Source organism: Allobranchiibius sp. CTAmp26 (assembly GCF_017565405.1).
In the GTDB taxonomy this organism is placed as follows: domain Bacteria; phylum Actinomycetota; class Actinomycetes; order Actinomycetales; family Dermatophilaceae; genus Allobranchiibius.
In genome coordinates this window covers 70,340-96,051 of the sequence record NZ_JAGEKR010000016.1, presented here as the reverse complement: position 1 = coordinate 96,051, position 25,712 = coordinate 70,340, and the positions used below count along the sequence as shown (strand labels likewise).

Sequence of the window (25,712 nt, the reverse complement as noted above, 5' to 3'; positions counted from 1 at the left end):
ACACGTAGGTACGCCACTCGATAGATATGTATGCCACTCGGCGGGCAGGAGTGCGTCAGCGGCGGGCGACCGGGCGGCGCTGGGTCGCGTCGTCGACCTCGCCCACCAGCTCCTCCAGCACGTCCTCCAGGAACACCACCCCGGTCGCGGTGCCGAGGTCGTCGACCACTCGCGCCACGTGGCTGCCGCTGCGCTGCATCGTGAGCAGGACGTCCTCGACCTCGTCCTGGCGGCGCACCGTCGCGAGGCGGCGGATCCGCTTGGGCGGCACCGGTTCGTCGTACGCCTCGTCGCGCGCGTAGAGCACGTCCTTCAGGTGCAGGTACCCCGCGATCACGCCTGAGCGGTCGAGCACGGGATAGCGGGAGTAGCCGCGCGTGGCGACCAGCCGCTCCAACTGCGCGGGCGTGATGCCGACCGGGACCGTCTCCAGCTCGTCGAGGGGTACGGCGACGTCGGCCGCCACCCGGTCGCTGAACTCCAGTGCACCCTGCACCCGCCGCTGCTGCTGCGCCGCCAGCAGCCCCTCCCGGTGCGACTCCTGGACGATCAACTGCACCTCCTCGGCCGAGAACGTCGAGGGCATCTCGTCCTTCGGCTCGATGCCGAAGCGCCGCACGATGAACTTCGACACCGATTCGACGGCGCGGATCACCGGGCGCAGCACCTGGGTCACGGCCAGCAGAGCGGGCGCGAGCAACAGCGCCGCACGATCCGGCCCCGCGATGGCCAGGTTCTTCGGCACCATCTCGCCGAGCACGACGTGCAGATAGGCCACGATCAGCAGCGCGAGGACCAGCGCGACGATCTCGGACCCCGCTTCCGGGACGCCCACCGACTCCAACGGCCCGGCGATCAGATGGTGCACCGCGCCCTCGGCGACCGCACCCAGCAGCACTGAGCACACGGTGATGCCGAGCTGCGCGCAGGCCAGAAGGGACGAGACCTGCTCCAGTGCCTGCAGGCTCGCGCGCGCCCGCTTGGAGCCTGCGGCGGCCATCGGCTCCAGCTGCGAGCGCCGCGCCGCCATCACCGAGAACTCGGCGCCCACGAAGAAGGCGTTGCCGAGCAGGAAGATCAAGGACAGCCATAGGTTCACGGTGCGACCTCCCTGCTCGACGCCGTCGAGTCCTCGGACAGCAAGGGCGAGAGCCGCAGACGGTCCACCCGCCGCCCGTCCATCGACACCACCCGCACCACCCAGCCGGGAAGTTGCACCTCGTCGCCGACGACCGGCACGCGGCCGACCCGGGCCATCACGAAGCCGCCCATCGTCTCGTACGACGGCCCGTCGGGGACGTCGGCGCCGATCCGCTCGTGCACCTCGTCGGGGCGCCACAACCCGGGGACCGTCCACGACCCGTCCGGGAGCAGCCTGCTCGGGTCGCTGACCCGGTCGTGCTCGTCGCTGACCTCGCCGACGATCTCCTCGATGACGTCCTCGAGGGTCACGACACCGCTGGTGCCGCCGTACTCGTCGACCACGATCGCCAGCTGGAAACCGCTCGCGCGCAGCAACAGCAGCAAGGGGTCCAGCGTGATCGTCTCGGGCACGAGCACGGGCTCGATCATCAACGCGGTGACCGGTACGTCGTCGCGGCGTTCGGGCGGCACGGCGATGGCCTTCTTCACGTGCACGACGCCGTCGACGTCGTCCCAGTCGTGCCCCAGGACGGGGAATCTGGAGTGTCCGGTCGTCCGTGCCATCTCCACCACGTCGGCCGCGGACGCCGTCCGCGACACGGACGCGCAGCGCACCCGGGGGCTCATCACGTCGGCGGCCACCCGCTCGCCGAAGTCCAGCGACCGGGTGAGCAGGCGGGCCGTGCCCTCCTCCAGCACTCCGGCCTCGGCGGACCGGCGCACCATCGAGGCCAGCTCCTGCGGCGTACGCGCCGCGCTCAGCTCCTCCTGCGGCTGCACACCCACCAGACGCAACAAGGCGTTGGCCGAGCCGTTGAGCAGGACGATCAGGGGGCGTACGACGAGGGCGAAGGCCCGCACCGGGCGGGCCACCACCTTGGCCACCCGCAGCGGATCGGAGAAGCCGAGGAACTGGGGCACTAGCTCTCCGACGATCATCGAGAAGAGGGTGGCGATGATCAGCGCGACGATCGCGGACACCGCCCCCGCGCCGCTGCCGTCCACCCCGAGCCCGCGAAGCGGCGTCCGCAGCAACGCCCCCAGCGACGGCTCCACGATGAAGCCCAGCACCAGGGTGGTGATGGTGATGCCCACCTGCGCGGCCGACAGCTGGGTCGACAGGTGCCGCAGCGACGCGAGCACCACTCCCGCCCGGGAGTCACCCTCGTCGACGGCCCGCTGCACGGTCGGACGGTCGAGGGCCACCAGGGAGAATTCGGCAGCGACGAAGAGCGCGGTGCCGAGGGTCAGCACCACGCCGGCGAACACCAGGAGCCACTGAGTCATCGGGACCATCTTCCACGACGAACGCCGTCCGGCGCGCCGTTGACCACTCCTGCACCCGCCGCTCGGCGGGATGCTCGATGATGGCGGCAGGTCTGCGCCGCGAGGAATCGCGCGCGGATGGACGCCTGCACCCAACGCAACATCGTCGGGCAGCGGCGCCGGATCGGGAACGATGTCACGTAGCGACGAAGGGGAGAGGGACCGTGTCAGCCAGTTCCGTACGACCGTCTGCCGCGGGGAGCGATCCCGGCGCGCCGGTGCAGATCAGCAACCTCACCAAGTCCTTCGGCAACTTCAAGGCCGTCGATGACCTGAGCTTCTCGGTCGAGCCGGGCCGGATCACCGGTTTCCTCGGGCCCAACGGCGCGGGCAAGACCACGACTCTGCGGATGGCGCTGGGGCTCATCAATCCGACCTCCGGCACCGCGACGATCGGCGGTCGCAAGTACGCCGACCTGCCGCACCCCCTGCACACCGTGGGCGCCGCGCTCGAGGCCACCAACTTCCACCCCGGCCGCAGCGGGCGGGACCACCTGCGGGTGATCGCCGCCGCCGGCGGATTCAGCGACAAGCGCGTCGACGAGATGCTGGAGCTGGTGGGCATCCCGGCCGCCGCGAAGAAGCGGGCCGGCGGGTACTCGATGGGCATGCGGCAGCGCCTCGGGCTCGCCGCGGCGCTGCTCGGCGATCCGCAGGTGCTGATCCTCGACGAGCCCGCCAACGGCCTGGACCCCGAGGGCATCCGGTGGTTGCGCGGCTTCCTGCGCCACCTGGCGGGCCAGGGCAAGACGGTGCTCATCTCCAGCCACATGCTGAGCGAGGTCGAGCAGACGGTCGACGACGTCGTGATCATCGCCAACGGCCAGTTCGTGCGGCAGGGCACCATCGGCGAGCTGCGCGGTCAGGCCCGGGTCGTCGTACGGACACCGAGCGGCGACCGCCTCACCGAGGCGCTGCGCCGGGCCGGGCTGCAGGTCGAGGCGCTGCCCGAGGGCCGGTACGCCGTGTCGACCGACGACCTGATCCAGGTGGGCGACGCGGCGTTCTCCGCCGGGGTGCCCGTCCACGAGCTACGCGCCGAGCGCGCCGACCTGGAGGACCTGTTCTTCCAACTGACTGAGAACACCAATCGCAACCTGGGCGCAGGCCCGGGTGGTACGCCGGCACCCGCCGGGCCGCAGGCAACCGAGGGGGGTGCCCGCTGATGGGGGGCGCGATCAAGGCAGAGATCCGCAAGATCTTCACGACGCGCCTGTGGTGGGGGTTGCTGATCGGCGACGTCCTCCTGGGCGCGCTCATCTCCTTCGCGTGGGCGTTCCAGATCGGCACCGACAGCGCGAAGCAGAGCTCCGATCCGCAGCAGCATCTCTTCGCCACGGCGAACTCGGCCTCGATCTCCTCGGTCTACTCGGCCGGCTTCGTCACGACGATCGCCCAGCTCTTCCCGCTCGCGCTCGGGGTCATCCTGATCACCTCGGAGTTCCGCCACAAGACGTGGACCTCGACGGTGCTCGCGCAGCCGAAGCGTTGGCCGATCACGGTCTCGAAGATCGTCTCGATCATCGTGGTCGGCATCGTCTACGGCGTCGTCTACGACATCGCCTCGGTCATCGGCGGCGCCATCACGCTCAAGAGCTTCCGCAACTCGGGGCTCCTCCTCGGGAACTCCGACGTGCAGCAGACGCTCGCGCTGATGCTGCTGATCTTCGTGGTCTGGACGCTGCTTGGCTTCGGTTTCGGCATGCTGATCCGCAATCAGATCGCCGCGGTCTTCATCGCCATCGGCCTGGCGTTCATCGGCAACATCCTCTTCAACGTGCTCTTCACCACCCTCTTGCATTGGAAGTGGGCGCCGAAGTACCTGCCCGGCGACCTCACCAGCTCGATCCTGAATCCGAACTTCCCCGGCGGCACCGACACCTTCAGCTGGTGGGCGGGCGCGCTCGTCCTCACGGCGTACGGCCTGGTGCTGGCGGTCGTCGGCAGCGCGATCAACCAGCGCAAGGACGTGCTCTGACCCACCCGCACGGCCCCGCGACACGACGGGGGTGAGCGCCGGCATCGACTTGTAACACAAGGCGTGGACCACGCCGTCGGGTCACCCTCGTCCCGCGTTAGGCTGGAGCCGTTGTCGTTTCCACCCCTGACGGACGCTCACTGCCCGCCGTACTCCCCCGAAAGAGGCGCATTCCGCGTGTCATCCCAGTCTCCCGACCCGCTCGCGACGTTCGGACCGAACGAGTGGCTGGTGGACGATCTGTACCAGCAATATCTGAAGGACAAGAACTCCGTCGACAAGGCGTGGTGGAGCTTCTTCGCCGACTACCGGCCCGAAGGCGGCGGCCCCGCCTCCGGCGGTAAGGGCGAGGGCGCCGCGTCGTCCAACGGCTCCGGCTCCGCGCCGAACGGCGCAGCCAACGGGTCCTCGGCGAACGGCACGTCCAACGGGTCGGCCACGAAGGCAGCCACCCCCCAGTCCCGTACGACGGCCGGCTCCGGCGCCGCGACCGCCGTCGGTGGCCCGGCTGGTGCGGGCAACGGTGGGGACGCCGCCGCGAAGCCCGCCGCCGACGCCGACCAGGCGCCGACGCCCGCCAAGGAGGTCGCGGCCGAGCGGTCCAAGGCGCGCGCGAAGATCCCCTCTCGCGACCCGAAGCCGGACGGTCGCCCCGACGGCGACCACGCCGCGAACGAGCACCAGGCGCACAGCTCGCCGGACCCGAGCTCGGCCGAACTGTCCAACACCCAGCCGATCGCACGCGACACCGTCAACGACACGGTGCCCGAGGCGGCGCCCGCGCAGGACACCCGCATCCCGTTGCGCGGCGTCTCGGCCCGCATCGTCACCAACATGGAGGCGAGCCTGGACGTCCCGACCGCGACCAGCGTCCGGGCCGTCCCCGCCAAGCTCCTCATCGACAACCGCACGGTCATCAACAACCACCTGGCGCGCAGCCGGGGCGGCAAGGTCAGCTTCACCCACCTGCTCGGCTGGGCGATCGTCAAGGCCCTGCACGTCGTCCCGGAGATGAACAACGCGCTCGGTGAGGACGAGAAGGGCAAGCCGGTCCTCGTGCAGCCCGGACACGTCAACTTCGGCCTGGCCATCGACCTGAAGAAGGACGACGGCAGCCGCACCCTCGTGGTGCCGAGCATCAAGGGCGCCGAGGCCATGAGCTTCGCGCAGTTCTGGAGCGCGTACGAGGAGATGGTGCGCAAGGCGCGCACCGGCGCCCTCACCATCGATGACTACGCGGGTACCACCATCAGCCTCACCAACCCCGGTGGTATCGGCACGGTGCACTCGGTGCCGCGCCTGATGAAGGGCGCGGGCGCGATCATCGGCGCAGGGGCGCTGGACTACCCCGCCGAATGGTCCGGTGCGAGCCTGGACACGCTCAACAAGAACGCCGTCAGCAAGATCATGACGCTGACCTCCACCTACGACCACCGGGTCATCCAGGGTGCGGTCTCCGGTGAGTTCCTGCGCGTCGTCAGCGAGCTGCTGCTCGGCGAGAACGACTTCTACGACGAGATCTTCGGCGCGCTGAAGGTGCCGTACGAACCGATCCGCTGGATCCGCGACATCGACACCAGCCACGACGACGACATCAACAAGACCGCCCGCGTACAGGAGCTGATCCACGCCTACCGGGTGCGCGGTCACCTGATGGCCGACACCGACCCGCTGGAGTACAAGCAGCGGCGGCACTCCGACCTCGACGTCACCACCCACGGTCTGACGCTGTGGGACCTGGACCGCACCTTCCCCACCGGTGGGTTCGGTGGCGCGCCGTTCCTCAAGCTGCGCAAGATCCTCGGTGTCCTGCGCGACTCGTACTGCCGCAGCATCGGCATCGAGTACATGCACATCCAGGACCCCGCGCAGCGCAAGTGGATCCAGGACCGGGTCGAGGTCGGCTACCAGAAGGCCACCACCGACGAGCAGCTGCGGATCCTGCGACGTCTCAACGCCGCTGAGGCGTTCGAGACGTTCCTGCAGACCAAGTACGTCGGCCAGAAGCGCTTCAGCCTCGAGGGCGGCGAGTCCGCCATCGCGATGATGGACCGGATCCTGTCGCACGCCGCCGACGACGACCTCGACGAGGTCTGCATCGGCATGCCGCACCGCGGCCGGCTGAACGTGCTGGCCAACATCGCCGGCAAGTCGTACGCGCAGATCTTCGCCGAGTTCGAGGGCACCCAGGACCCCAAATCGGTCCAGGGCTCCGGTGACGTGAAGTACCACCTGGGCACCGAGGGCGAGTTCACCTCCGACACCGGTCGCAAGATCGACGTCTATCTCGCGGCCAACCCCTCCCACCTGGAGGCGGTCGACCCGGTGCTCGAAGGCATCGCCCGCGCCAAGCAGGACCGCGTCAACCTGGCCGGGTCGGCGTACACCGTCCTGCCGATCCTGATGCACGGCGACGCGGCGTTCGCCGGGCAGGGCGTGGTCGCCGAGACCCTCAACCTGTCCCAGCTGCGCGGCTACCGCACCGGCGGCACGATCCACCTGGTCGTCAACAACCAGGTCGGTTTCACCACCGCGCCGAGCAGCTCACGCAGCTCGACGTACAGCACCGACGTGGCCCGGATGGTGCAGGCGCCGATCTTCCACGTCAACGGCGACGACCCCGAGGCATGCGTGCAGGTCGCCGAGCTCGCGTACGACTACCGCCAGGCGTTCCACAAGGACGTCGTCATCGACATGATCTGCTACCGGCGCCGCGGTCACAACGAGGGCGACGACCCCTCGATGACGCAGCCGCTGATGTACCACCTCATCGAGGCCAAGCGCAGCGTCCGCAAGCTCTACACCGAGGCGCTGGTCGGCCGCGGCGACATCACCCTGGAGCACGCCGAGGAGGCGCTGCGCGACTACCAGAAGCAGCTGGAGCGGGCGTTCACTGAGACCAAGGCCGCCAAGCAGGCCGCGTCGCAGAGCGCACCCGAGGCCCCGAGCCGCAGCTCCGCCGGCACCGACGCCGAGGGCCACGGCGGCCTGGAGCGGCCGTCGGCGCAGGAGGAGGACGACACCCGCGAGGACCGCAGCGGCTACGGCACCTCGGTCAGCGAGTCGACCCTGCTGAAGATCGGCGACACCTGGGTCAACCCGCCCGAGGGCTTCACCGTCCACCCGAAGCTGCAGAAGCTCATGCAGCGGCGTGCGGACATGGTGCGCAACGGCGGGATCGACTGGGCCATGGGCGAACTCGCGGCCTTCGGGTCGTTGCTGATGGAGGGTGTGCCGGTCCGGTTGGCCGGTCAGGACACCCGCCGCGGCACGTTCACCCAGCGTCACGCCGTCCTGGTGGACAAGCAGAACGGCAACGAGTGGACCCCGCTGCGCTACCTGTCCGACGACCAGGCGTGGCTGTGGATCTACGACTCGCTGCTGTCGGAGTTCGCGGCGATGGGCTTCGAATACGGCTACTCCGTGGAGCGGCCCGACGCCCTCGTCCTGTGGGAGGCCCAGTTCGGCGACTTCGCCAACGGCGCCCAGACGATCATCGACGAGTTCATCAGCTCCTCGGAGCAGAAGTGGACCCAGCGCAGCTCGGTCGTACTGCTCCTGCCGCACGGGTATGAGGGCCAGGGGCCCGACCACTCCTCGGCGCGGATCGAGCGGTTCCTCACGCTCTTCGCCGAGGACAACATGACGATCGCCTATCCCTCGACGCCGGCGTCGTACTTCCACCTGCTGCGCCGGCAGGCGTTCGCCCGGCCGCGTCGCCCGCTGGTGGTCTTCACGCCCAAGCAGCTGCTGCGCCTGAAGGCGGCCGTCTCCGAGCCGGGCGACCTGACCACCGGCAGCTTCCGTCCGGTGATCCCCGACGCCAAGAAGCTCGACGGCGACAAGGTGACCCGGGTGCTGCTCGCGTCCGCGCGGATCCTCTACGACCTGGAGGCCGAGCGCGAGCGCCGCGGCGACGAGACCACCGCCATCGTCCGAGTCGAGCAGTTGGCGCCGCTCCCGGTCAAGGAGATCGCCGAGGCCGTCGCGGCGTACCCGAACGCCGAGCTGGTCTGGGTGCAGGACGAGCCGAAGAACCAGGGCGCCTGGCCCTTCATGGCGCTCAACCTGCCTGAGGAGCTCGCCGAACTCGGCGAGACCCGCGGTCTGCGGGTGGTCAGTCGGCGCGCGTCCGCGTCCCCGGCGTCCGGTTCCAGCAAGCGGCACCAGGCTCAGCTGGCCGAGCTGCTCTCCGGTTCGTTCGACCGCTGATCGCCTCCGTGACCCTGGCACCCGACGGTCCCACGCCCGAGCTGCCGGACCGATGGTCGGTGCGTCCGCCCACGGAGGCGGACGTCGCGGCCCTCGTCGACCTGCGGGCGGGCGAGCAGCTCGCCGCCCGCGGCGAATCGCACGTCGACGAGGACGCGGTGCGCGCCGAGGCGATCGGACCCGGTTCGTGGACCCGCCGACAGCTGGTCGTCACCGATGAGGGCGGTGTCGTCCGGGGCTGGGCCTCGGTGCACGACCGAGCCGCGGGGCGGACCAACATCGCGGTGTTCGTCGATCGGTCCCTAGCGGTCGACGAAGCGGACTCCGTTGCAGGGCAGCTGTACTCGTGGTGCACGGTCGTGGCGGGCCAGGTCGCCGCCGAGCGCGGCGAGTCCCACACCCAGCTCGACGCCGGGGTGTACGACGGCGACGAGGCACAGACCCGTTGGCTCACCGCCGCGGGCCTGACCTGCACTCGAACGTGGCTGCAGATGTCCCGGCCGGTGAGTTCCGACGAGGGCGATCCCGGTGCGTTTCCCCCGCTGCGCGAGGGGGTCGTCGTACGCCGGGTCGCCGAGCACACCGACGGCACGCCGGTCGGCGCCGAGCTGCGCGCCGTACACCAGATCCTGGAGGAGTCCTTCGAGGACCACTTCAACTCCTACCGGGAGTCCTTCGGGGAGTTCGTCCAACGGTTGCGCGAGGACCCGGGACACCGGTGGGACCACTGGTGGATCGCGACGGTCGACATCGACGGCACCCCGACGCCCGGCGGCGCCCTGGTGGGCACCGTGCTCCCGCCGGACGACGCGGGGAAGGACGGCAGCTACATCGACTACATCGGGGTGCACCGACGGGCGCGCGGGCGGGGCGTCGCGAAGGGGCTGCTGCACGCCGTCATCGCCGACGCCGCCACGCGCGGCCGCAACCGGGTGGACCTCGAGGTCGACGCCGACTCCCCCACCCAGGCCGACGGTCTCTACCTGTCGATGGGGTGGGTCACCAAGTACCGCACCCAGTCCTGGCACCGCGACATCGACGCGTAAGGCCTTGCAGGCTCGGCCGGCCCACCGTGGCGCAGGTAGGTCCGAGCGCCACAGGTCGGCCTGTGTCTCTCGGCCCTACCTGTGCGACCGTCGTATGCGGGTCGCTGGCGGATGGTGGGCCGCTGCCGGGATAACCTGCCGACTGTGTATTTCACCGACCGCGGCATCGAGGAGCTGGCCTCCCGACGCGGTGAGGACGAAGTGAGCCTGGCGTGGGTCGCGGACCAGCTCCAGGCCTTCGTCGACATACACCCCGAGTTCGAAACAGCAGTAGACCGGCTCGCGACCTGGCTCGCGCGCCTCGACGACGAAGAGTGAGGCCGACGTGATCTACCCGACGCAGGGAAGTGAACCCCACTTCAACCCCAGTGCCGAGTTCCAGGTCGCCGAGGGGATCCGGGCCATCGGGCTGTGCTTCGTGGGCGACTCCTACGTGGCCGGGATCGGCGACCCCAAGGCGCTGGGCTGGGTGTCGCGGGTGATCGCTCGTACGCCGCAGGCGGGGGTCGAGCTCGCGACGTACAACCTCGGCATCCGCGGGCAGAGCTCCACCGACGTGCTCGCCCGCTGGCAGCGCGAGTGCGAGCCGCGCTGGTCCCAGAGCAACGAACGCCGCCTGGTGCTCGGGCTGGGGCTGCACGACGTGCTGTCGCAGATGAGCACCGCCCGCTCGCGCCTCAACCTCGCCAACATCCTGGATGACGCGTCGTCCGGCGCCATCGCGACGTTCGTCGTGGGTCCCCCGCCCACCCTCGACCCGGAGCTCAACGAGCGCCTGGAGGTGCTGGTGGATGCGCAGGCCGATGTCTGCTCGCGGCGTGGCGTGACGTACGTCGACTGCTTCCGGCCGCTGCTCGGCCACGACCAGTGGCACTCCGACCTCGCGTCCGGCGACGGCTGGCACCCCGGCCAGGCCGGTTACGGGCTGATCGCCTGGCTGGTGTTGCACGCGGGCTGGCAGTCCTGGCTGCAGCTCGACTGAACCTCGTCACCTGACGAAAGTTGGGGGTCGTTGCGCGCTCTATACAGCGCGCAACGACCCCCAACTTCGTGTCGAGGTGGCTCAGACGGTGAGCACCAGCTTGCCGAACGCCGATCCGTCGATCATCGCGGCGAACGCGTCGCGCGCCTGATCCAGCGGGCGCACCGAGTCGATCGCCGGCTCGATGCCGCGGCTGGTCATGAACGACAGGAGCTGGGTGAGCTCGGCGCGGGTGCCCATGGTGGAGCCCTGCACACGCATCTGCTGGAAGAAGATCCGGGTCAGCTCCGCGTTGTCGGGCTGCGGACCGGACGTCGTACCGGCGATCACCAGCGTGCCGCCGGGCTTGAGCGACTTCACCGAGTGCGACCAGGTCGCCTTGCCCACCGTCTCCAGGACGGCGTCGGCCTTGCGCGGCAGCCGCTCACCGCTGCCGAAGGCGGCCTCGGCACCGAGCTGCACGGCCCGCTCACCGCGCTTCTCGTCGCGGCTGGTCACCCACATCCGCAGACCGGCGGCGGAGCCCAGCTGCACCGCGGCACTGGCCACGCCGCCGCCCGCACCCTGGACCAGCACGGTGTCGCCGGGACGAACGCCCGCCTGCACGAAGAGCATTCGGTACGCGGTGAGCCAGCTGGTGGAGATGCACGCGGCGTGCTCGATCGGCATGCCGTCGGGCACCGGTACGGCGTTCGCGGCCGGGATCCGTACCCGCTCCGCCAACGTGCCGGGGTGCAGCTCGGACAGCAGGGTGCGCTTGGGGTCCAGCGTCTCGTCGCCGGCCCAGCCCTCGCTCGGGACGACGGAGTGTATGACCACACGGGTGCCGTCCTTGGTGGTGCCGGCGCCGTCGCAACCGAGGATCATCGGCAGCCGATCCTGCGGCAGTCCGACTCCTCGCAGCGAGAAGACGTCATGGTGGTTGAGCGCAGCGGCCTGCAGGTCGACGTCGATCCAGTCCGCGGGCGTCGCCCCCGGCTCGATGTCACCGACTTCCAGAGCACTGAGCGGGTCGGCGGAATCCTGACGGGCGGCGTACGCAGCAAGCATGGTGCCGACCCTACGACGACTGCGCCCCCGGCAGCCGCCGGGTGTCGGTCGACCCCGCGATGCTGGGATCAGCCGCGGGGGTCTGCGACGCGGGTCAGGAACAGGGGCGTGTGGGTGGCGGTGTCGGTGACCAGGAAGAGGAACGGCCGGTTCAGGTCCACGTGGGTGTTTCCCATCGCCCCCGACGCGGCGAAGACGCCGCCCGTGGCCGCAGCGGCCGTCGTGCCGTTCTCGTCGACGGAGATGTCCACCTTCTGGACGATCTCACTGACCGACACCCCCCGGCCGAACCCTGGGTAGTCGCCCGCGGGCTGGAACCCTTCACGGGTCAGCACCGGGAGGAGTTCGTTGGTCTGGGCGAGGTGGAATTTCGGCATCGTGACGGTGGCCGCGTCGGGCGCGTCCGGGCGTAGGAGCGTGGTGAGGGTCGGGGTGTCGGGCACGGCGCAGGGCTTCGCGGCTGCCGGCGGCAGCAGCGCGTACGCGGCGAGTTGACCGTGCACGTAGGGCAGCTGCACTGACCGCCAGCCGTCCGCCGAGGCGCTCGACATGACGCGCCCGATCGGGGTCTTCAAGGTGGGCACTGTGACGTGTCTGCCGTCCGCCGTGGTGAACGCGCCTGGCACAGCCGGCTGGAACGGGTCCTCCCACTGGGCCTTGAGGTAGATCGCATTGGTCAGCACCGCGACCGTCGTGCTGTCGAGAGAGTCGAGCAGTCGCGGTATCAGCCCATGGGTGTCACCGGAGACCAGCTGGTTGATCATGTCGGTGGATGCCTTGGTATGGCGGAGGAAGTCGAGCGTTCGCAGCTGGGCGCCGTACGCCGTCCGCAGATCGTTCAGCATCGTCTGGTGCGGCGTCGTCCCCTTCTGGGTGAAGACCCGGTTGGCGATGTTCAGTCCTGCGAGCTTGTGAAGTCGGGAGACTCGCTCGTGCTCGGCGGCGATGACCGCGGGACCGTACGCCGGCTGATGCAGTAGCGTGGACAGGGCGGTGCGGGTCGCCCCGACGGCACCGGTCTGCATCATTCCGAGCGTCTGTGCCGCGCTCGCGGGTGACAGCACCGCGTTCGCCTTCGGGGCTGCCGCGCACTCGTCCTGCAGGAGTCGCAGCCCGAAGGACCGGTCGGCCGTTCCCAGATCGGCAGGGCTCACGGCGCCGAGATGCACCGCTTCGAGGTGGCCCGTGAAGACCGTGCCTGCGTCGTTAATTTTCCCGGCCGGCGGTATCGGGCCGGGCTCGCCGCAGCCGGCCGTGAGCAACCCGCAGCCGACGCCCACCGCGAGGACGACCCCGCGCACGGTTCTCATGATCCGCAGACGCCCTGCGGGGCGGATCGGTTGGTGCCCGAGTGTCGCGGATCTCGGTGCGTGGGGCTGACGGCTAGAAGGCACCGTCGCGGGTCAGCACCGCTTTGACGGTCTTGACCAGCAGCAGGCAGTCACCGACCAGCGTCCAGTTCTCCACGTAGTACAGGTCCTTGCGGATGCTGTCCTCCCAGCTGAGGTTGGACCGCCCCCCGACCTGCCACGGGCCCGTGATGCCCGGTTTGACGTTGAGGCGCCGGTGGGCGTTGTCCCGGTAGACGCTGACCTCACGGGTGAGCGCGGGGCGGGGGCCGACCAGCGACATCTTCCCGGCGAAGACGTCCAGCAGCTGCGGGAGTTCGTCGAGGGAGTACGCGCGAAGCGCCCGGCCGACGCGGGTCACCCGCGGGTCCTGGCGCATCTTGAACAACGGGTGCGCCAGTCCGGCGTCCGGGGTGAGGCCGACAAGCTGCGCCTCGGCGTCCACGACCATGGAGCGGAACTTGGTCATCGCGAAGGTCTCGCCGTTGACGCCGACGCGGTCCTGGCGGAAGAAGACCGGACCTCGATCGCTGAGCTTGATCGCCAGCGCGATGACGGCGAACAACGGTGACGTCACCACCAGCAACGCCCCGGACACCACGACGTCGAAGACCCGCTTGAGCAGGTAGCGGCCGCCGTCGTAGCGCGGCGCCTCCACGCTCATCAACGGCAGACCCTCGACGGGAGTGCGGTGGATGCGCGGTCCGGCGACATCGGTCATCCGGTTCGCGAGCACCATCCCGATGCCCGTGCGCTCGAGGGACCACCCCAGTTCGCGCAGATAGGTGTCGGAGACCTGCGCGTGACCGGCCACGATGATCGCGCTGACATCGTGCGCGAGGGCGGTGGCCAGCGCGTTGTCGACCGAGCCGGCGTCCGGCACGACCCGCCCGTCCCGCAGTTCGAAGGCTCCCGGACGCTCCGCGTCGGTGAGGACCCCGGAGATGGTGAAACCCGCCTCCGGCGTACGGCCGATCCGGTCGGCGACGTACCGGACCTCCTGGGGCGCGCCCACCAGCAGCACGGTGTCCATGCACCGCCCCGCGGAGCGCTGCCGAACCAGCCAGAGCCGGATCGTGAACCGGCCGAGGATCAGCAGCACGACGCCGAGCGGGAACGCGATGGCGATGTACCCACGCGCGAACTGCAGTCGCAGCGCCAGGGCGACCATCGCGAGCGCGCCGAAGATGAAGAAGGACGAGCGCACCACCCGCAGGTACGCCTCGTTGCCGATGGTGGCGTGCTCGGGGCGGTAGCTCTGGGTGAAGGCCAGGGCCGCCATCCACGCCGTCAGGAGCGAGACGGACACGATGAGGTAGTTGGCCTGGGGGGCGCCGGGCAATGCCACGCGGCCACCGCCGAACCGGGCCAACTTGGCGGAGGTCAGCGCGACCGCGATCGCGAGCGCGTCCACCCCGATCGCAGTGAGCACGAACCGCGGCCGCCAGCGCGACACCTCGACGAACACCGGTTCGGCGACCGGGTGCCCCTCGGTGACATCGACCTCAACCTGTGCGGACACCCCACACCTTTCACGCCTGACAAGATTCACCGCACCATTGGTGCAGCCCGTGCGAATTTAGCAATCTTCGGAGGCCGGAAGTCGGCTGAGCGTCGACCCAATTCGGGCCGGATCGTCGGGCTCCTACGCAAGGAGCGCGGGCAGCGCCTCGCGCAGTGCGTCGGCCCAGTCCCGCACCGGCGTCACACCGTGTGCCGTGAGCCGTTCGGTGCCCAGCACGGAGTACGCCGGCCGCGCCGCCGGTCTCGCGAACTGCTCGCTCCCGACCGGCTGAACCCGCTCGGGATCCCACCCGGCGCCCTCGAAGACGGCCCGCGCCAGCCCCCACCAGGTCGTCTCCCCAGCACTCACCCCGTGCCAGTAGCCGCCCGGCGCTCCCGCGCCCACCAGACGCACCACGAGATCGGCCAGGTCGACCGTCCAGGTCGGCTGACCGTGCTGGTCGTCCACGACGCTGAGCACGTCTCGCTCACCGGCGAGCCGCCCCATCGTGGCGACAAAGTTGCCCCCTCCGGCGCCGTACAACCAGGCGGTGCGCACCACCAGCGCGTCCGGGTGCAGCGAGCGCACCGCCCACTCCCCGGCGCACTTGGTCCGCCCGTACGCCGTCTGCGGGCGCTGGGTGGTGTCCTCGGCGTACGGGGTGGTGGCGGTGCCGTCGAAGACGTAGTCGGTGGAGATCTGCACCAGGCGTACGCCGCGCTCGGCGCAGGCCCGCGCCACGTGTGCAGCGCCCGTTGCGTTGATCGAGAACGCCTGCGGCTCATGCGTTTCCGCCTCATCCACGGCGGTCCAGGCAGCACAGTTGACCACCACGTCGAAGTCGCCGACAGCCTCGCGCACCGCGTGTCGGTCGGTGATGTCCAGGTCGGCGGACCCGGTCGCGACCACCTGGTCGCCGATGCCCTCGACGGCCCGCGACAGGTCCTGGCCGAGCATGCCGCGGCCGCCGGTGAGCAACCAGCGGGTCACGAGGAGACCTCGTCTGCGCGGTCCTGCGGCACGGCCACCTCGCCTGCGGCGGCGTACCCGGCCTCCGTCGCGGCCTTCGCGGACCGCCACCACTCCTCGTTGTCGCGGTACCAGTCGATCGTCGCGGCCAACCCGGCCCGGAAGTCCGCGTAGCGCGGCGCCCAACCCAGCTCGGTACGCAGTCGGGTGGAGTCGATGGCGTACCGCCGGTCGTGACCCGGGCGATCTGTCACGTGCTCGAAGTCGTCGGCCGCGCGGCCGGTCAGGTCCAGCAGCGTGCGCACCACGGTGAGGTTGTCGGCCTCCCCGTCGGCCCCGATCAGGTACGTCGCGCCGATCTCACCGCGCTCGACGATCGTCCACACCGCGTCGTTGTGGTCGTCGACGTGGATCCAGTCGCGCACGTTCATCCCGTCGCCGTAGAGCCGCGGGCGGCCGCCGTCGAGCAGCGTGGTGATCTGCCGCGGGATGAACTTCTCCACGTGCTGGCGAGGGCCGTAGTTGTTGGAGCAGTTCGACAGCGTCGCGCGGACACCGAAGGAGCGCACCCACGCGCGCACCAGCAGGTCGCTGGCGCCCTTCGTCGACGAATACGGGCTGGAGGGGTTGTACGCCGTGCTCTCGGTGAACCGGTGCGGGTCGTCCAGGGCCAGGTCGCCGTAGACCTCGTCCGTGGAGATGTGGTGGTAACGCACGTCGTGCCGCCGGACGGCCTCCAGCAGCGTGTAGGTGCCGACGACGTTGGTCTGCACGAAGGGCCAGGGCTCGCGCAGCGAGTTGTCGTTGTGCGACTCGGCGGCGAAGTGCACCACCAGGTCGGCGTCGGCCACCAGACGATCGACCAGGCCGGCATCGGCGATGTCACCACGCACCAGGGTCGCGTTCGTGCCCGCGAGCGACTGCTCGTTGCCGGCGTACGTCATCGCGTCGAGCACGGTGATCCGCGCGTCCGGGCGGGTGCGCCCGGTCAGATAGACGAAATTGCTGCCGATGAAACCGGCCCCACCTGTCACCAGGACACGCACGCAACAACCTCCGCTCGGGGCGCGCCCGTTACTGTCGGCGCCCATGAAGGGGATCATTCTGGCAGGTGGATCGGGCACCAGGTTGCATCCGATCACCCGGGCGATCAGTAAGCAGCTGATGCCCATCTACGACAAGCCGATGGTGTACTACCCCCTGGCGACGCTGATGATGGCCGGCGTCCGGGATGTCCTGATCATCACCACACCGCATGATTCCGAGCAGTTCTCCCGGTTGCTCGGCGACGGCTCGCAGTGGGGGATCTCCCTCACGTACGCCGTGCAGCCGCGCCCGGAGGGGCTGGCCCAGGCATTCGTCATCGGCGCGGACTTCATCGCCGGCGACAGCGTCGCCCTGGTGCTCGGTGACAACATCTTCTTCGGCTCCGGACTCGGGCGACGGCTGCGCGACCAGGCCGACCCCGACGGCGCGCGGATCTTCGCCTACCACGTGCCGGACCCCTCGGCGTACGGCGTAGTGGAGTTCGACGCCGACGGCAGGGTGCTCTCGATCGAGGAGAAACCGAAGGTCCCCAAGTCGCGGTACATCGTGCCGGGGCTCTACTTCTACGACAACGACGTGGTCGACATCGCGAGGGGGCTGCGCCCGAGCGCGCGGGGGGAGCTGGAGATCACCGCGATCAACGACGCCTACCTGCGGGCCGGCAAGCTCACCGTCACCACGCTCCCGCGCGGGACCGCGTGGTTCGACACCGGCACGTTCGAGGCCATGATGTCCGCGGCGCAGTTCGTGCACGCCGTCGAGGCGCAACAGGGCCTGAAGATCGGCTGCGTCGAGGAGATCGCCTGGCGCGCCGGCTGGATCGGCGACGACGAACTGATGCGGCTCGGGGACGGGCTCACCAAGAGCGGATACGGCGAATACCTCACCGCGCTCGTAGAGGAAGGCGTCTGATGCAGATCGAACCGCTGGGCATCGAGGGCGCGTACGTCGTGACCCCGCGCCAGTTCCCCGACGACCGCGGGGTGTTCCTGGAGGGGTATCGCGGCGACCTCCTGGCCGAGCACCTGGGCCACGAACCGCGGGTGGTGCAGACCAACATCTCGGTGTCGTCGCGAGGCACGGTGCGCGGCATCCACTTCGCCGACGTGCCGCCCGGCCAGGCGAAGTACGTCACGGCGCTGCACGGGTCGTTCCTGGACTTCGTGGTCGACATCCGGGTGGGTTCGCCGACCTTCGGGCAGTGGGAGTCGGTCCTGCTCGACACCGACGACCGGCGCGCGGTCTACCTGTCCGAGGGCCTCGGACACGCTCTGATCGCCCTCGAGGACGACAGCACCGCGTGCTACCTGTGCTCCGCGGCGTACAACCCGAGCGGCGAGCACGGCATCCACCCGCTCGACCCGGCCATCGGGCTGGAGCTGCCCGCCGGTCTGGAGCCCCTGCTGTCGCCCAAGGACGAGGCGGCGCCCACCCTGGCCGAGGCGCAAGAGATCGGTCTGTTGCCGTCGTACGACGCATGCCTGGCCCATCTGAAAACGCTTTCCGACCGCTGACCTCGAACCGCCATCGGGTCACGGGGTGGTCACGACCGGCCGCGGCCGTGGAGCCGATGCGCCGGGTGATGCCAGGATGTCGCCCTGGACCGGGCATGTCGCCGTCGGATCCCACCACTTGTTGCAGGAGACACAGATGACCCAGCTTCGCCACGCGACCACCACCAAGGTCGCCGCCCTCGGCTCCATCGCGGCCCTCGGCTGCCTCGCCCTCACCGGGTGCGGCTCCAACTCGCTGGGTGGTTCCAGCTCCACCACCGCCTCCGGGTCCGGCTCCTCCAGCACGGCGCCCGCCGGCTCGAGCACCGCCACGCTGAACAGCACGCTCGCCGCCAAGGTCCCGGCCGCGATCAAGGCCAAGGGCACGCTCACGATCGGCTCCGACGCGTCGTACGCGCCGAACGAGTTCCTCGGCTCCGACGGCAAGACCGTGCAGGGCATGGACGTCGACCTCTTCAACGCCGTCGCGACGACGCTCGGGCTGAAGACCAACTTCCAGAACGCGAGCTTCGACACCATCATCCTGGGCGTCAACTCCGGCAAGTACGACGTGGGCGTCTCCTCCTTCACCATCAACGCCGACCGCGAGAAGCAGGTCGCCATGGTGAGCTACTTCAGCGCCGGCACCCAGTGGGCCGTGAAGAAGGGCAACCCCAAGAAGGTCGACATCGGCAACGCCTGCGGGCTGACCGTCGGCGTGCAGAAGGGCACCGTCGAGATCGACGATCTGACCGCACGGAGCAAGAAGTGCACCTCCTCAGGGAAGAAGCCGATCACCCAGATCGTCGAGGAGCAGCAGTCCAAGGTCACCGCCGACCTCATCTCGGGGAAGGTCGACGCCATGAGCGCCGACTCCCCCATCACCCTCTACGCGATCAAGCAGACCGGTGACCAGCTCCAGACGGCGGGCGCGCTCTACGGCACCGCGCCGTACGGCATCGTGGTGCCCAAGAAGGAGACCGCACTCGCGACCGCGTTCAGCGAGGCCCTGCAGGCCCTCGACAAGAGCGGCGTCTACAAGAACATCCTGGCCAAGTGGGGCAACACCAGCGGCGCCGTCACCAGCTTCGCCGTGAATCCCAGTGTCAGCTGAGACCGCTGACCGGCCGGGCAGGATCGACGCCCGGCCGGTCCGGCATCCCGGCCGCTACGTAGCGATCGTCGTCATCGCCGTGATCGTGGCGATGATGGTCAGTTCCGCGGTGACCAACGCCAACTGGGACTGGTCCTTCGCCTTCCAGATCATGAAGTTCAAGCCGGTCGTCAACGGGCTGTGGCGCGGCACCATCGTCGGCACCGTCGGCGCCATGGTCATCGGTGTCGTGCTCGGAGTGATCCTGGCGATCATGCGGCTCTCGGACAATCCGGTGCTGCGTGGAGTCGCGGCCGTCTACGTGTGGTTCTTCCGCTCCATCCCGCGACTGGTGTTGCTGGTCATGTTCGGCACCGGCCTCGGATACCTCTACCCGTCGGTGAGCCTGGGTATTCCCTTCGCCGAGCAGCTGGGGCACTTCATCGGACTGAGCGCGGACGCGACGACAGTGGGACACATCGACGTGGCCCACCTGTCGAACTCGATCATCATCGGCATCCTCGGGCTGGGGCTCTCGGAGGCCGCGTACATGGCCGAGATCGCCCGCGCCGGCATCCAGTCGGTCGACCAGGGTCAGCGCGAGGCGGCCCAGGCCCTCGGGATGTCCGCGGGCAAGAGCATGCGGCGCGTCGTGCTGCCGCAGGCCATGCGCGTGATCGTGCCGCCCACCGGCAACGAGACCCTGGCCATGGTCAAGGACACCTCGCTGCTGTCCGCGATCCCGATCAGCGTCGAGCTGTTCTTCCAGACCGAGCGGATCGGCAGCACTACGTTCAAGATCATGCCGGCGATCATGGCTGCGGTGCTCTGGTACCTCATCATCTGCTCGATCCTGGCGGTGGTGCAGAGCTTCCTGGAGCGCAAGTTCGGCCGGGGCATCGGCAACCAGCGCGCCGACGGCGGCCTTCGGGCACGCATGCTCGGACTCGCCGGAGGAGGGCCCCGATGACGACCACCGACACGCAGCACGATCTGCCGATCGTACGAGCGCTCAACGTCACCAAGGCGTTCCATGGCAACGAGGTGCTCAAGGGCATCGACCTCGACGTGCACCAGGGACAGGTCGTCTGCCTGCTCGGGCCGTCCGGCTCGGGCAAGACGACCTTCCTGCGGTGCATCAACCAGTTGGAGACGATCGACGGCGGCCGCGTCTGGGTCGACGGCGATCTCATGGGGTACGACGACCGCGACGGGCAGCTCTACCGGCTGACCGAGAAGCGGATCGCCGAGCAGCGCCGTGAAATCGGGATGGTCTTCCAGCGGTTCAACCTCTTCCCGCACAAGACCGCGGTGGAGAACGTGATGGAGGCGCCGATCCACGTCAAGGGCGTGGACAAGAAGACCGCCCGCGCCGAGGCGCTCGCGCTGCTCGAACGCGTGGGCCTGGGCGATCACTGCGACCACTTCCCCGCGCAGCTGTCCGGTGGGCAGCAGCAGCGGGTCGCGATCGCGCGTGCCCTGGCGATGAAGCCCAAGCTGATGCTCTTCGACGAGCCGACGTCCGCCCTGGACCCGGAGCTGGTCGGCGAGGTGCTGGCGGTCATGCGCGAGCTGGCCCGGGACGGGATGACCATGGTGGTGGTGACGCACGAGATGGCTTTCGCCCGGGGCGTCGCCGACAAGGTGGTCTTCATGGACGGCGGTGTGGTCGTGGAGTCCGGCGCTCCGCGCGACGTGATCGACCACCCCCAGCACGAACGCACCAAGTCCTTCCTGCGCCGAGTGCACGCCGAGGAGGAGCACCGCGTCGAGGCGGTCACCGCCCTGGTCGGGCTGGAGGGCTCTGCCGACGGCGATCCGAAGGGCGCCGGGCAGCCCCCAGCACCGGACGGTGCGGCCGGGCGGGCCGGGACCTCTTCCTCCGACGTCGACTGACGCCGACGATGCGCGGTCTGCCGCGGATCGGAGTGGCCGTCGTCCGCGGCCGCTCCATGGAGCCGACGTACGCCGAGGGCGACCGCCTGCTGGTCGCCTACGGCGTACGTCCGGCTCCCGGACGGGTGCACGTGATCCGACTGCCCGACGGGCCGGACGGGCCGCGACCCGTCGCCGTGAAGCGACTGACCCGCCGCGAGCGCGACGGCTGGTGGGCCGAGCGCGACAACCCCGCCGAGGGGGTCGATTCCTGGCTGGTCGGCGCCATCCCGGACCACGACGTGCTGGGGCTGGTGCTGTTGCGCCTGCCCGGCGGACGGCGTAACGCCTGAAGCGACCGGCATCGATGCGACCGGGTCGCACGGGCCGAACTGGCCGGACGCGGCTCGTCGTACGGTCGTAGGGTGGCAACATCCACACCCGGTCGCGCGTCACTGCGCGGCGACCTATGAAAGGGATGACTTGATGCTCCGCCGTTTCCTTGCCCCCACCATCGAGGTCAGCGCCCACTGCGACCTGCCGTGTGGTGTCTACGACCCCGCCCAGGCCCGTATCGAGGCCCAGTCCGTGAAGGCCATCTGCGAGAAGGTCGCCGACAACGACGACGCCGACTTCCGGATCCGCGCCGCGATCATCAAGGAGCAGCGCTCCGAGCTGGTCAAGCACCACCTGTGGGTGCTGTGGACCGACTACTTCAAGCCCCCGCACTTCGAGAAGTTCCCCCAGCTGCACACCCTCGTCAACGAGGCGACCAAGCTGGCCGGTGGCGGTGGCGGCACCAAGGCGACGTTCGACGTCGCCAAGGCCGACGAGCTGCTCGCGAAGATCGACGAGATCGCCGCGATCTTCGCGGAGACCAAGAAGGCCTGAGCCACACCTCCTGACGACGAGGGTCGTCGCGCGCTCAATGGAGCGCGCGACGACCCTCGGCTCGTTTCCGCCGAGCGAGTGTCCGCAGTTCCGGATCGACGGGTGCACGAAAGTGCGGACAGTCGCTGCTGTGTCACTTTCGTAGGTCGGGCTGGTTTTCATGCGGCATGGCCGAGGAGTGCTGTTGTTGGCTGACGCTGCCAGGTCACGGCCGCGTGGGTTGTCGGCCCTACAGTCACTTTCCGGGGACAAGGGGTGTGAGTCGGAGCCGGCAGTCGAGCCGCGGTGACTCTCGTTCAGTTTCCGCCCGGAGTGTCCGCAGATTCGTGCGGACGGGTGCACGAAAGCGCGGACAGTCGCGAGTCGACCGGGCGGCATACGCGAGGATGGCCGGTATGACGACCCCGCACCCCGCGCTCGCCGGTGTCGACCAGGCGCTGCAGTCCCTGGCCGACGTCGGATACCTCGCCTCGGACGAGATCGCCACCACCGTCTATCTGGCCGAAGCGCTCGGCAAGCCCCTGCTGGTCGAAGGGCCCGCGGGCGTCGGCAAGACCGAGCTCGCCAAGGCCGTCAGCCGGGCGATCGGCGCAGACCTGATCCGCCTGCAGTGCTACGAAGGCGTCGACGAGGCCCGGGCCCTCTACGAGTGGAACCACGCGGCGCAGCTGCTACGCATCACTGCCGAGCGCGACAGCCACGAACACGCCTGGGAGAGCTTGCGTTCGGACATCTTCGGCGAGGAGTTCCTGCTTCCCCGGCCGCTGCTGGCTGCGATCCGCAGCGAGGAGCGGGTCGTGCTGCTCATCGACGAGCTGGACAAGGCCGACGAGGAGATGGAGGGCCTCCTGCTGGAGATCCTGTCCGACTTCCAGGTGACGGTGCCCGAGCTGGGCACGATCACCGCCCGGCACCGGCCGTTCGTCGTGCTGACCTCCAACGCCACCCGCGAGCTGTCGGAGGCGCTGCGCCGCCGCTGCCTCTTCCTGCACATCGACTACCCGGACCCGCAACTGGAAGCCCGCATCGTCGGCCTCCAGGCGCCCGGCCTGGACGACACGCTGACGCAGAGCCTCGTGCGCATCGTGGGCGCCCTGCGCGCGGGGTCGCTGCGCAAGCCGCCGTCGGTCGCCGAGACGCTGGACTGGGCGCAGACCCTGGTCGCGCTCGGCGCCGAGCAGCTCGACCCGGCGTTGGTCCGCAGCACCCTGGGAGTCGTCCTGAAGCACCAGGACGACATCCGCACCGCCACCAGCACGCTGGACCTGGACCGTGCCCTCGACGGCTGAGAGCGCGCTCGGCGACCGGTTGGTCGAGCTGACGACCTCGCTGCGCGACCACGGCGTGCGAGTCGGCACGAGCGAGATCGCCGACGCAGCCCGGATCGCTACCGCCCTTGGCCTGGACGACCGGATCCGGCTGCGCGGTGGCGTCGCCGCGGCGATGTTGCGCCGCGCCGGGGACCGGGAGGTCTTCGACCGGCTCTTCGACCTCTACTTCCCCGCCGCGCCCGGCCGGCGGACGGTGCCGCAGGCCGAGTCGGTGGACCAGTTGCGCGAACAGCTGGTGCAGGCTCTGGCCGACAACGACGCCCAGACTCTCGATGACCTCGCGGCCGCAGCCGTCGACCTGCTCGGTGAGGTGGCGAACGGCGATGAACAGCAGGGCTATTCGTCAGCGCAGACGATCTCCCGGCTGCAGCCGCAGCGGGCGATCGCCGCTGCGCAGCAGCAGTCTCGCGGCCCTCGCGGTGAGGGCAGCGGACAGGGCGGCGAGCAGCTGTCGGACCGGTTCGACCGGGACGAGCTGCGCGCGCGGGTCGCGGTGTTCCGCCGACGGGTCGAGGCCGAGGCCCTGCGCCGCAACACCCAGGTGCGCTCGCGCGAGCGGGTCGCCCGCTTCGGGGTCGGCAGCGGCATCGAGCAGCGCGACTTCCTCAGTGCCGGCACCAAGGACCTGGACGAGCTGCGCCGACACATCGATCCACTCGCACGCAAGCTCGCGGCCCGGATGTCGGCTCGGCGGGCCGCCGGGCGCGGCGCGATCGACGTACGCCGCACGCTGCGTCGATCGCTGTCCACCGGCGGGGTGCCGATCGACCCGGCGTACCGGGAGCGGCGCCGGCACCGGCCGGACCTCATCGTGCTGGCCGACCTGTCCGGTTCGGTGGGCGCGTTCTCCACCTTCACCATGCTGCTGATGCAGGCGTTGCACGCGCAGTTCCGCAAGGTGCGCGCCTACGGTTTCGTGAGCAGCGCCGCCGAGATCACGGATGTGCTGCGCGACGCGGAACCCGGGGCGCCGCTTGGCATCTGGGCCCGCCGCACCCGGGAGTTCACCGCGCACGGCACCAGCAGCAGCTACGGCACGGCGTTCCGCGGCTTCGTGCGCAGCGAGTGGGAGAGCATCGGGCCCCGCAGCACGGTGCTCATCCTCGGCGACGCACGCACCAACTACGGCGATCCGGGGGTGGCGCACGTCGCGGCGATCGCGGCGCGGGCGCGGCACGTCGCGTGGCTCAACCCCGAACCGGCCCGGATGTGGGACACCGGCGACTCGGTGGCGGCCGCCTACGGCGCGGTCGTGGACATGCACGAGTGCCGCAATCTGGACCAGCTGCGCGCATTCGTCGCGCGGGTCCTCCCGATCTGAGAGCACTCGTCGGGCAGCACCGACGCCGTGTCCCCGCCGGCGCTGGTGCGCCGCCCCGCCCTCTCAGTAGGTGATGGTGACCGAGCCGGTGCTGCCGGCTGCGGAACCGACCGCCGTGTTCGTGGCGGTCGACGTCGTCACGTTCGTCACGCTGGCGGCGGTGAAGTTGCCACCACCGGCGCCCGCGCCGGCGAACAGGGCATAGGCGCCGTTGGCCGCCGCAGCCGACGCCTGGGCCCCGGCACCACTCCCGCCGCCGGCGTACCCGCCTCCGCCACCACCGCTGGCCATGTTGGCCGTGCCGTCGTTGGTGGTGTGGGCGATGTAGGCCCCTGCGCCGCCGTTCCCACCGTTGTTCGTGCCGGTGCCGTTGTTCCCGCCCGCGTTGCCGGGATAGCGGGTCGTGACGGTGCCGGTGCCGACCGCACCACCGGCCCCACCCGTGGTCCCGCTGGACGCGCTGCCACCGAGTGCCGTGTACGTGCTGCTGTCGCTGGTCAGCGTGGCCGTCGTCGCAGTGGTGGCACTCGTGGCCGCGTTCCCGCCCGGCCCGACAACGACTGTGTAACCGGATGCGGAGCTGGCTCCCGCGCCACCGCCACCCCCGGCCGCGACCAGCACCGTGGTGCCGTTGAGGATCGCGCTTCCGCCCCCACCCCCGCGCCCGACGTCGCCGGTGACGAGGGCCGTGGTGGACGATCCGCCGCTGCCGTACCCGGCGCCTCCGACACCGCTGGTGTTGCCGCCGGCGCCCACCACGATCGTCAGGGTCGTCGCGGTCGTCCCCGCCAACGCGAGCGTGCCCTGGATCGAGGCGGCGGCCCCACCAGCGGTCTTGGACGTGCTGGCACCGCCGGCTCCGACCACGGTGAACGTGGCGCTCCGGTTCCCTGCAGGAATGGTGAGCGTGGAGGTGCCCGCGGTCGAGTAGGTGTTCGTCACTGGCGGGCTCGCCGCCATCGCGGGCACCGCAGCCCCCACGGCAATGACCGGAATCGTCCAGATGAGACCGCCGGCGACGGCCCGTCGAGACGGCCCCCGCGGTGACCCGTCTCTCGACTTCTCCACGCCTGTCCCTCTGTTGCAGTTGACGAGCAGTTAG

Annotated in this window: 22 protein-coding genes and 1 pseudogene; 15 read left to right on the top strand and 8 right to left on the bottom strand. The window is 69.9% G+C overall.

Annotation, left to right across the window (positions count from 1 at the left end; genetic code table 11):
* Positions 1–55: 55 nt before the first annotated feature.
* Positions 56–1,099, bottom strand: a complete 1,044-nt coding sequence (locus J4030_RS11995; protein WP_208049462.1) for a hemolysin family protein — start codon at positions 1,097–1,099, stop codon at positions 56–58.
* Positions 1,096–2,430, bottom strand: a complete 1,335-nt coding sequence (locus tag J4030_RS11990; RefSeq protein ID WP_208049461.1) for a hemolysin family protein — start codon at positions 2,428–2,430, stop codon at positions 1,096–1,098. Before J4030_RS11990 ends, J4030_RS11995 begins: the two co-directional genes overlap by 4 nt.
* A 203-nt stretch (positions 2,431–2,633) precedes the next feature.
* Here J4030_RS11990 and J4030_RS11985 point away from each other — a divergent pair, with 203 nt between their 5' ends.
* The 6 genes from J4030_RS11985 to J4030_RS11960 all read left to right on the top strand — a co-directional run bounded on the left by J4030_RS11985 (position 2,634) and on the right by J4030_RS11960 (position 10,687).
* A complete protein-coding gene (locus J4030_RS11985; RefSeq protein ID WP_307864674.1) occupies positions 2,634–3,635 on the top strand; it encodes an ABC transporter ATP-binding protein in 1,002 nt (333 codons plus the stop codon).
* Positions 3,635–4,447 (top strand): ABC transporter permease subunit, encoded by an 813-nt coding sequence (locus J4030_RS11980; RefSeq protein WP_208049460.1) that lies wholly within the window; start codon positions 3,635–3,637, stop codon positions 4,445–4,447. The genes J4030_RS11985 and J4030_RS11980 overlap by 1 nt, the downstream gene beginning before the upstream one ends.
* 177 nt (positions 4,448–4,624) lie before the next feature.
* Positions 4,625–8,659, top strand: coding sequence for a multifunctional oxoglutarate decarboxylase/oxoglutarate dehydrogenase thiamine pyrophosphate-binding subunit/dihydrolipoyllysine-residue succinyltransferase subunit (locus J4030_RS11975; RefSeq protein ID WP_208049459.1), 4,035 nt, complete (start codon positions 4,625–4,627; stop codon positions 8,657–8,659).
* A gap of 8 nt (positions 8,660–8,667) precedes the next feature.
* The gene (locus tag J4030_RS11970) at positions 8,668–9,705 is read left to right on the top strand and encodes a GNAT family N-acetyltransferase (RefSeq protein ID WP_307864673.1); all 1,038 of its coding nucleotides are present in this window, start codon (positions 8,668–8,670) and stop codon (positions 9,703–9,705) included.
* A 144-nt stretch (positions 9,706–9,849) separates the two neighbouring features.
* Positions 9,850–10,023, top strand: coding sequence for a DUF6104 family protein (locus tag J4030_RS11965; RefSeq protein WP_208049458.1), 174 nt, complete (start codon positions 9,850–9,852; stop codon positions 10,021–10,023).
* Positions 10,024–10,030: 7 nt separating this feature from the next.
* Positions 10,031–10,687, top strand: coding sequence for a GDSL-type esterase/lipase family protein (locus J4030_RS11960; RefSeq protein ID WP_208049457.1), 657 nt, complete (start codon positions 10,031–10,033; stop codon positions 10,685–10,687).
* Positions 10,688–10,768: 81 nt separating this feature from the next.
* On the opposite strand, the gene J4030_RS11955 is transcribed toward J4030_RS11960, so the two are convergent.
* The 5 genes from J4030_RS11955 to rfbB form a co-directional block, all read right to left on the bottom strand.
* Entirely contained in the window at positions 10,769–11,737 is a 969-nt protein-coding gene (locus tag J4030_RS11955) for a zinc-binding dehydrogenase (protein ID WP_208049456.1), read from the bottom strand.
* Between the two features lie 68 nt (positions 11,738–11,805).
* Entirely contained in the window at positions 11,806–13,038 is a 1,233-nt protein-coding gene (locus tag J4030_RS11950; protein WP_208049455.1) for a serpin family protein, read from the bottom strand.
* An 82-nt stretch (positions 13,039–13,120) separates the two neighbouring features.
* Positions 13,121–14,608: a sugar transferase gene (locus tag J4030_RS11945; RefSeq protein WP_208049454.1), complete on the bottom strand. Its 1,488-nt coding sequence runs from the start codon at positions 14,606–14,608 to the stop codon at positions 13,121–13,123.
* Positions 14,609–14,731: 123 nt separating this feature from the next.
* A complete protein-coding gene (rfbD, locus tag J4030_RS11940) occupies positions 14,732–15,580 on the bottom strand; it encodes a dTDP-4-dehydrorhamnose reductase (RefSeq protein ID WP_208049453.1) in 849 nt (282 codons plus the stop codon).
* Entirely contained in the window at positions 15,577–16,605 is a 1,029-nt protein-coding gene (gene rfbB / locus J4030_RS11935) for a dTDP-glucose 4,6-dehydratase (RefSeq protein WP_208049452.1), read from the bottom strand. The genes rfbD and rfbB overlap by 4 nt, the downstream gene beginning before the upstream one ends.
* A gap of 43 nt (positions 16,606–16,648) precedes the next feature.
* Between rfbB and rfbA the strand changes: the two genes are divergently transcribed.
* The 9 genes and pseudogenes from rfbA to J4030_RS11890 all read left to right on the top strand — a co-directional run bounded on the left by rfbA (position 16,649) and on the right by J4030_RS11890 (position 24,610).
* Complete coding sequence (gene rfbA / locus J4030_RS11930; protein WP_208049451.1) at positions 16,649–17,518, top strand: glucose-1-phosphate thymidylyltransferase RfbA; 870 nt, start codon at positions 16,649–16,651, stop codon at positions 17,516–17,518.
* Complete coding sequence (locus J4030_RS11925; protein WP_208049450.1) at positions 17,518–18,120, top strand: dTDP-4-dehydrorhamnose 3,5-epimerase family protein; 603 nt, start codon at positions 17,518–17,520, stop codon at positions 18,118–18,120. The genes rfbA and J4030_RS11925 overlap by 1 nt, the downstream gene beginning before the upstream one ends.
* A gap of 136 nt (positions 18,121–18,256) precedes the next feature.
* The gene (locus tag J4030_RS11920; RefSeq protein WP_208049449.1) at positions 18,257–19,213 is read left to right on the top strand and encodes an ABC transporter substrate-binding protein; all 957 of its coding nucleotides are present in this window, start codon (positions 18,257–18,259) and stop codon (positions 19,211–19,213) included.
* Complete coding sequence (locus J4030_RS11915; protein ID WP_307864672.1) at positions 19,203–20,162, top strand: amino acid ABC transporter permease; 960 nt, start codon at positions 19,203–19,205, stop codon at positions 20,160–20,162. Before J4030_RS11920 ends, J4030_RS11915 begins: the two co-directional genes overlap by 11 nt.
* Positions 20,159–20,938: pseudogene (locus tag J4030_RS11910) on the top strand (amino acid ABC transporter ATP-binding protein); the annotation flags it as partial. The gene J4030_RS11915 and the pseudogene J4030_RS11910, both read left to right, overlap by 4 nt.
* Positions 20,939–21,096: 158 nt before the next feature.
* Positions 21,097–21,420: a S24 family peptidase gene (locus J4030_RS11905; RefSeq protein WP_208049447.1), complete on the top strand. Its 324-nt coding sequence runs from the start codon at positions 21,097–21,099 to the stop codon at positions 21,418–21,420.
* 133 nt (positions 21,421–21,553) lie between these two features.
* On the top strand, positions 21,554–21,958 hold the full coding sequence (sodN, locus tag J4030_RS11900; RefSeq protein WP_208049446.1) for a superoxide dismutase, Ni: 405 nt from the start codon (positions 21,554–21,556) through the stop codon (positions 21,956–21,958).
* A 395-nt stretch (positions 21,959–22,353) separates the two neighbouring features.
* Positions 22,354–23,247: a MoxR family ATPase gene (locus J4030_RS11895; protein WP_208049445.1), complete on the top strand. Its 894-nt coding sequence runs from the start codon at positions 22,354–22,356 to the stop codon at positions 23,245–23,247.
* Positions 23,231–24,610 (top strand): VWA domain-containing protein, encoded by a 1,380-nt coding sequence (locus J4030_RS11890; protein WP_208049444.1) that lies wholly within the window; start codon positions 23,231–23,233, stop codon positions 24,608–24,610. The genes J4030_RS11895 and J4030_RS11890 overlap by 17 nt, the downstream gene beginning before the upstream one ends.
* A gap of 63 nt (positions 24,611–24,673) precedes the next feature.
* Here the strand turns inward: J4030_RS11890 and J4030_RS11885 are convergent, their stop codons facing one another.
* A complete protein-coding gene (locus tag J4030_RS11885; protein WP_208049443.1) occupies positions 24,674–25,552 on the bottom strand; it encodes a hypothetical protein in 879 nt (292 codons plus the stop codon).
* Positions 25,553–25,712: the final 160 nt, after the last annotated feature.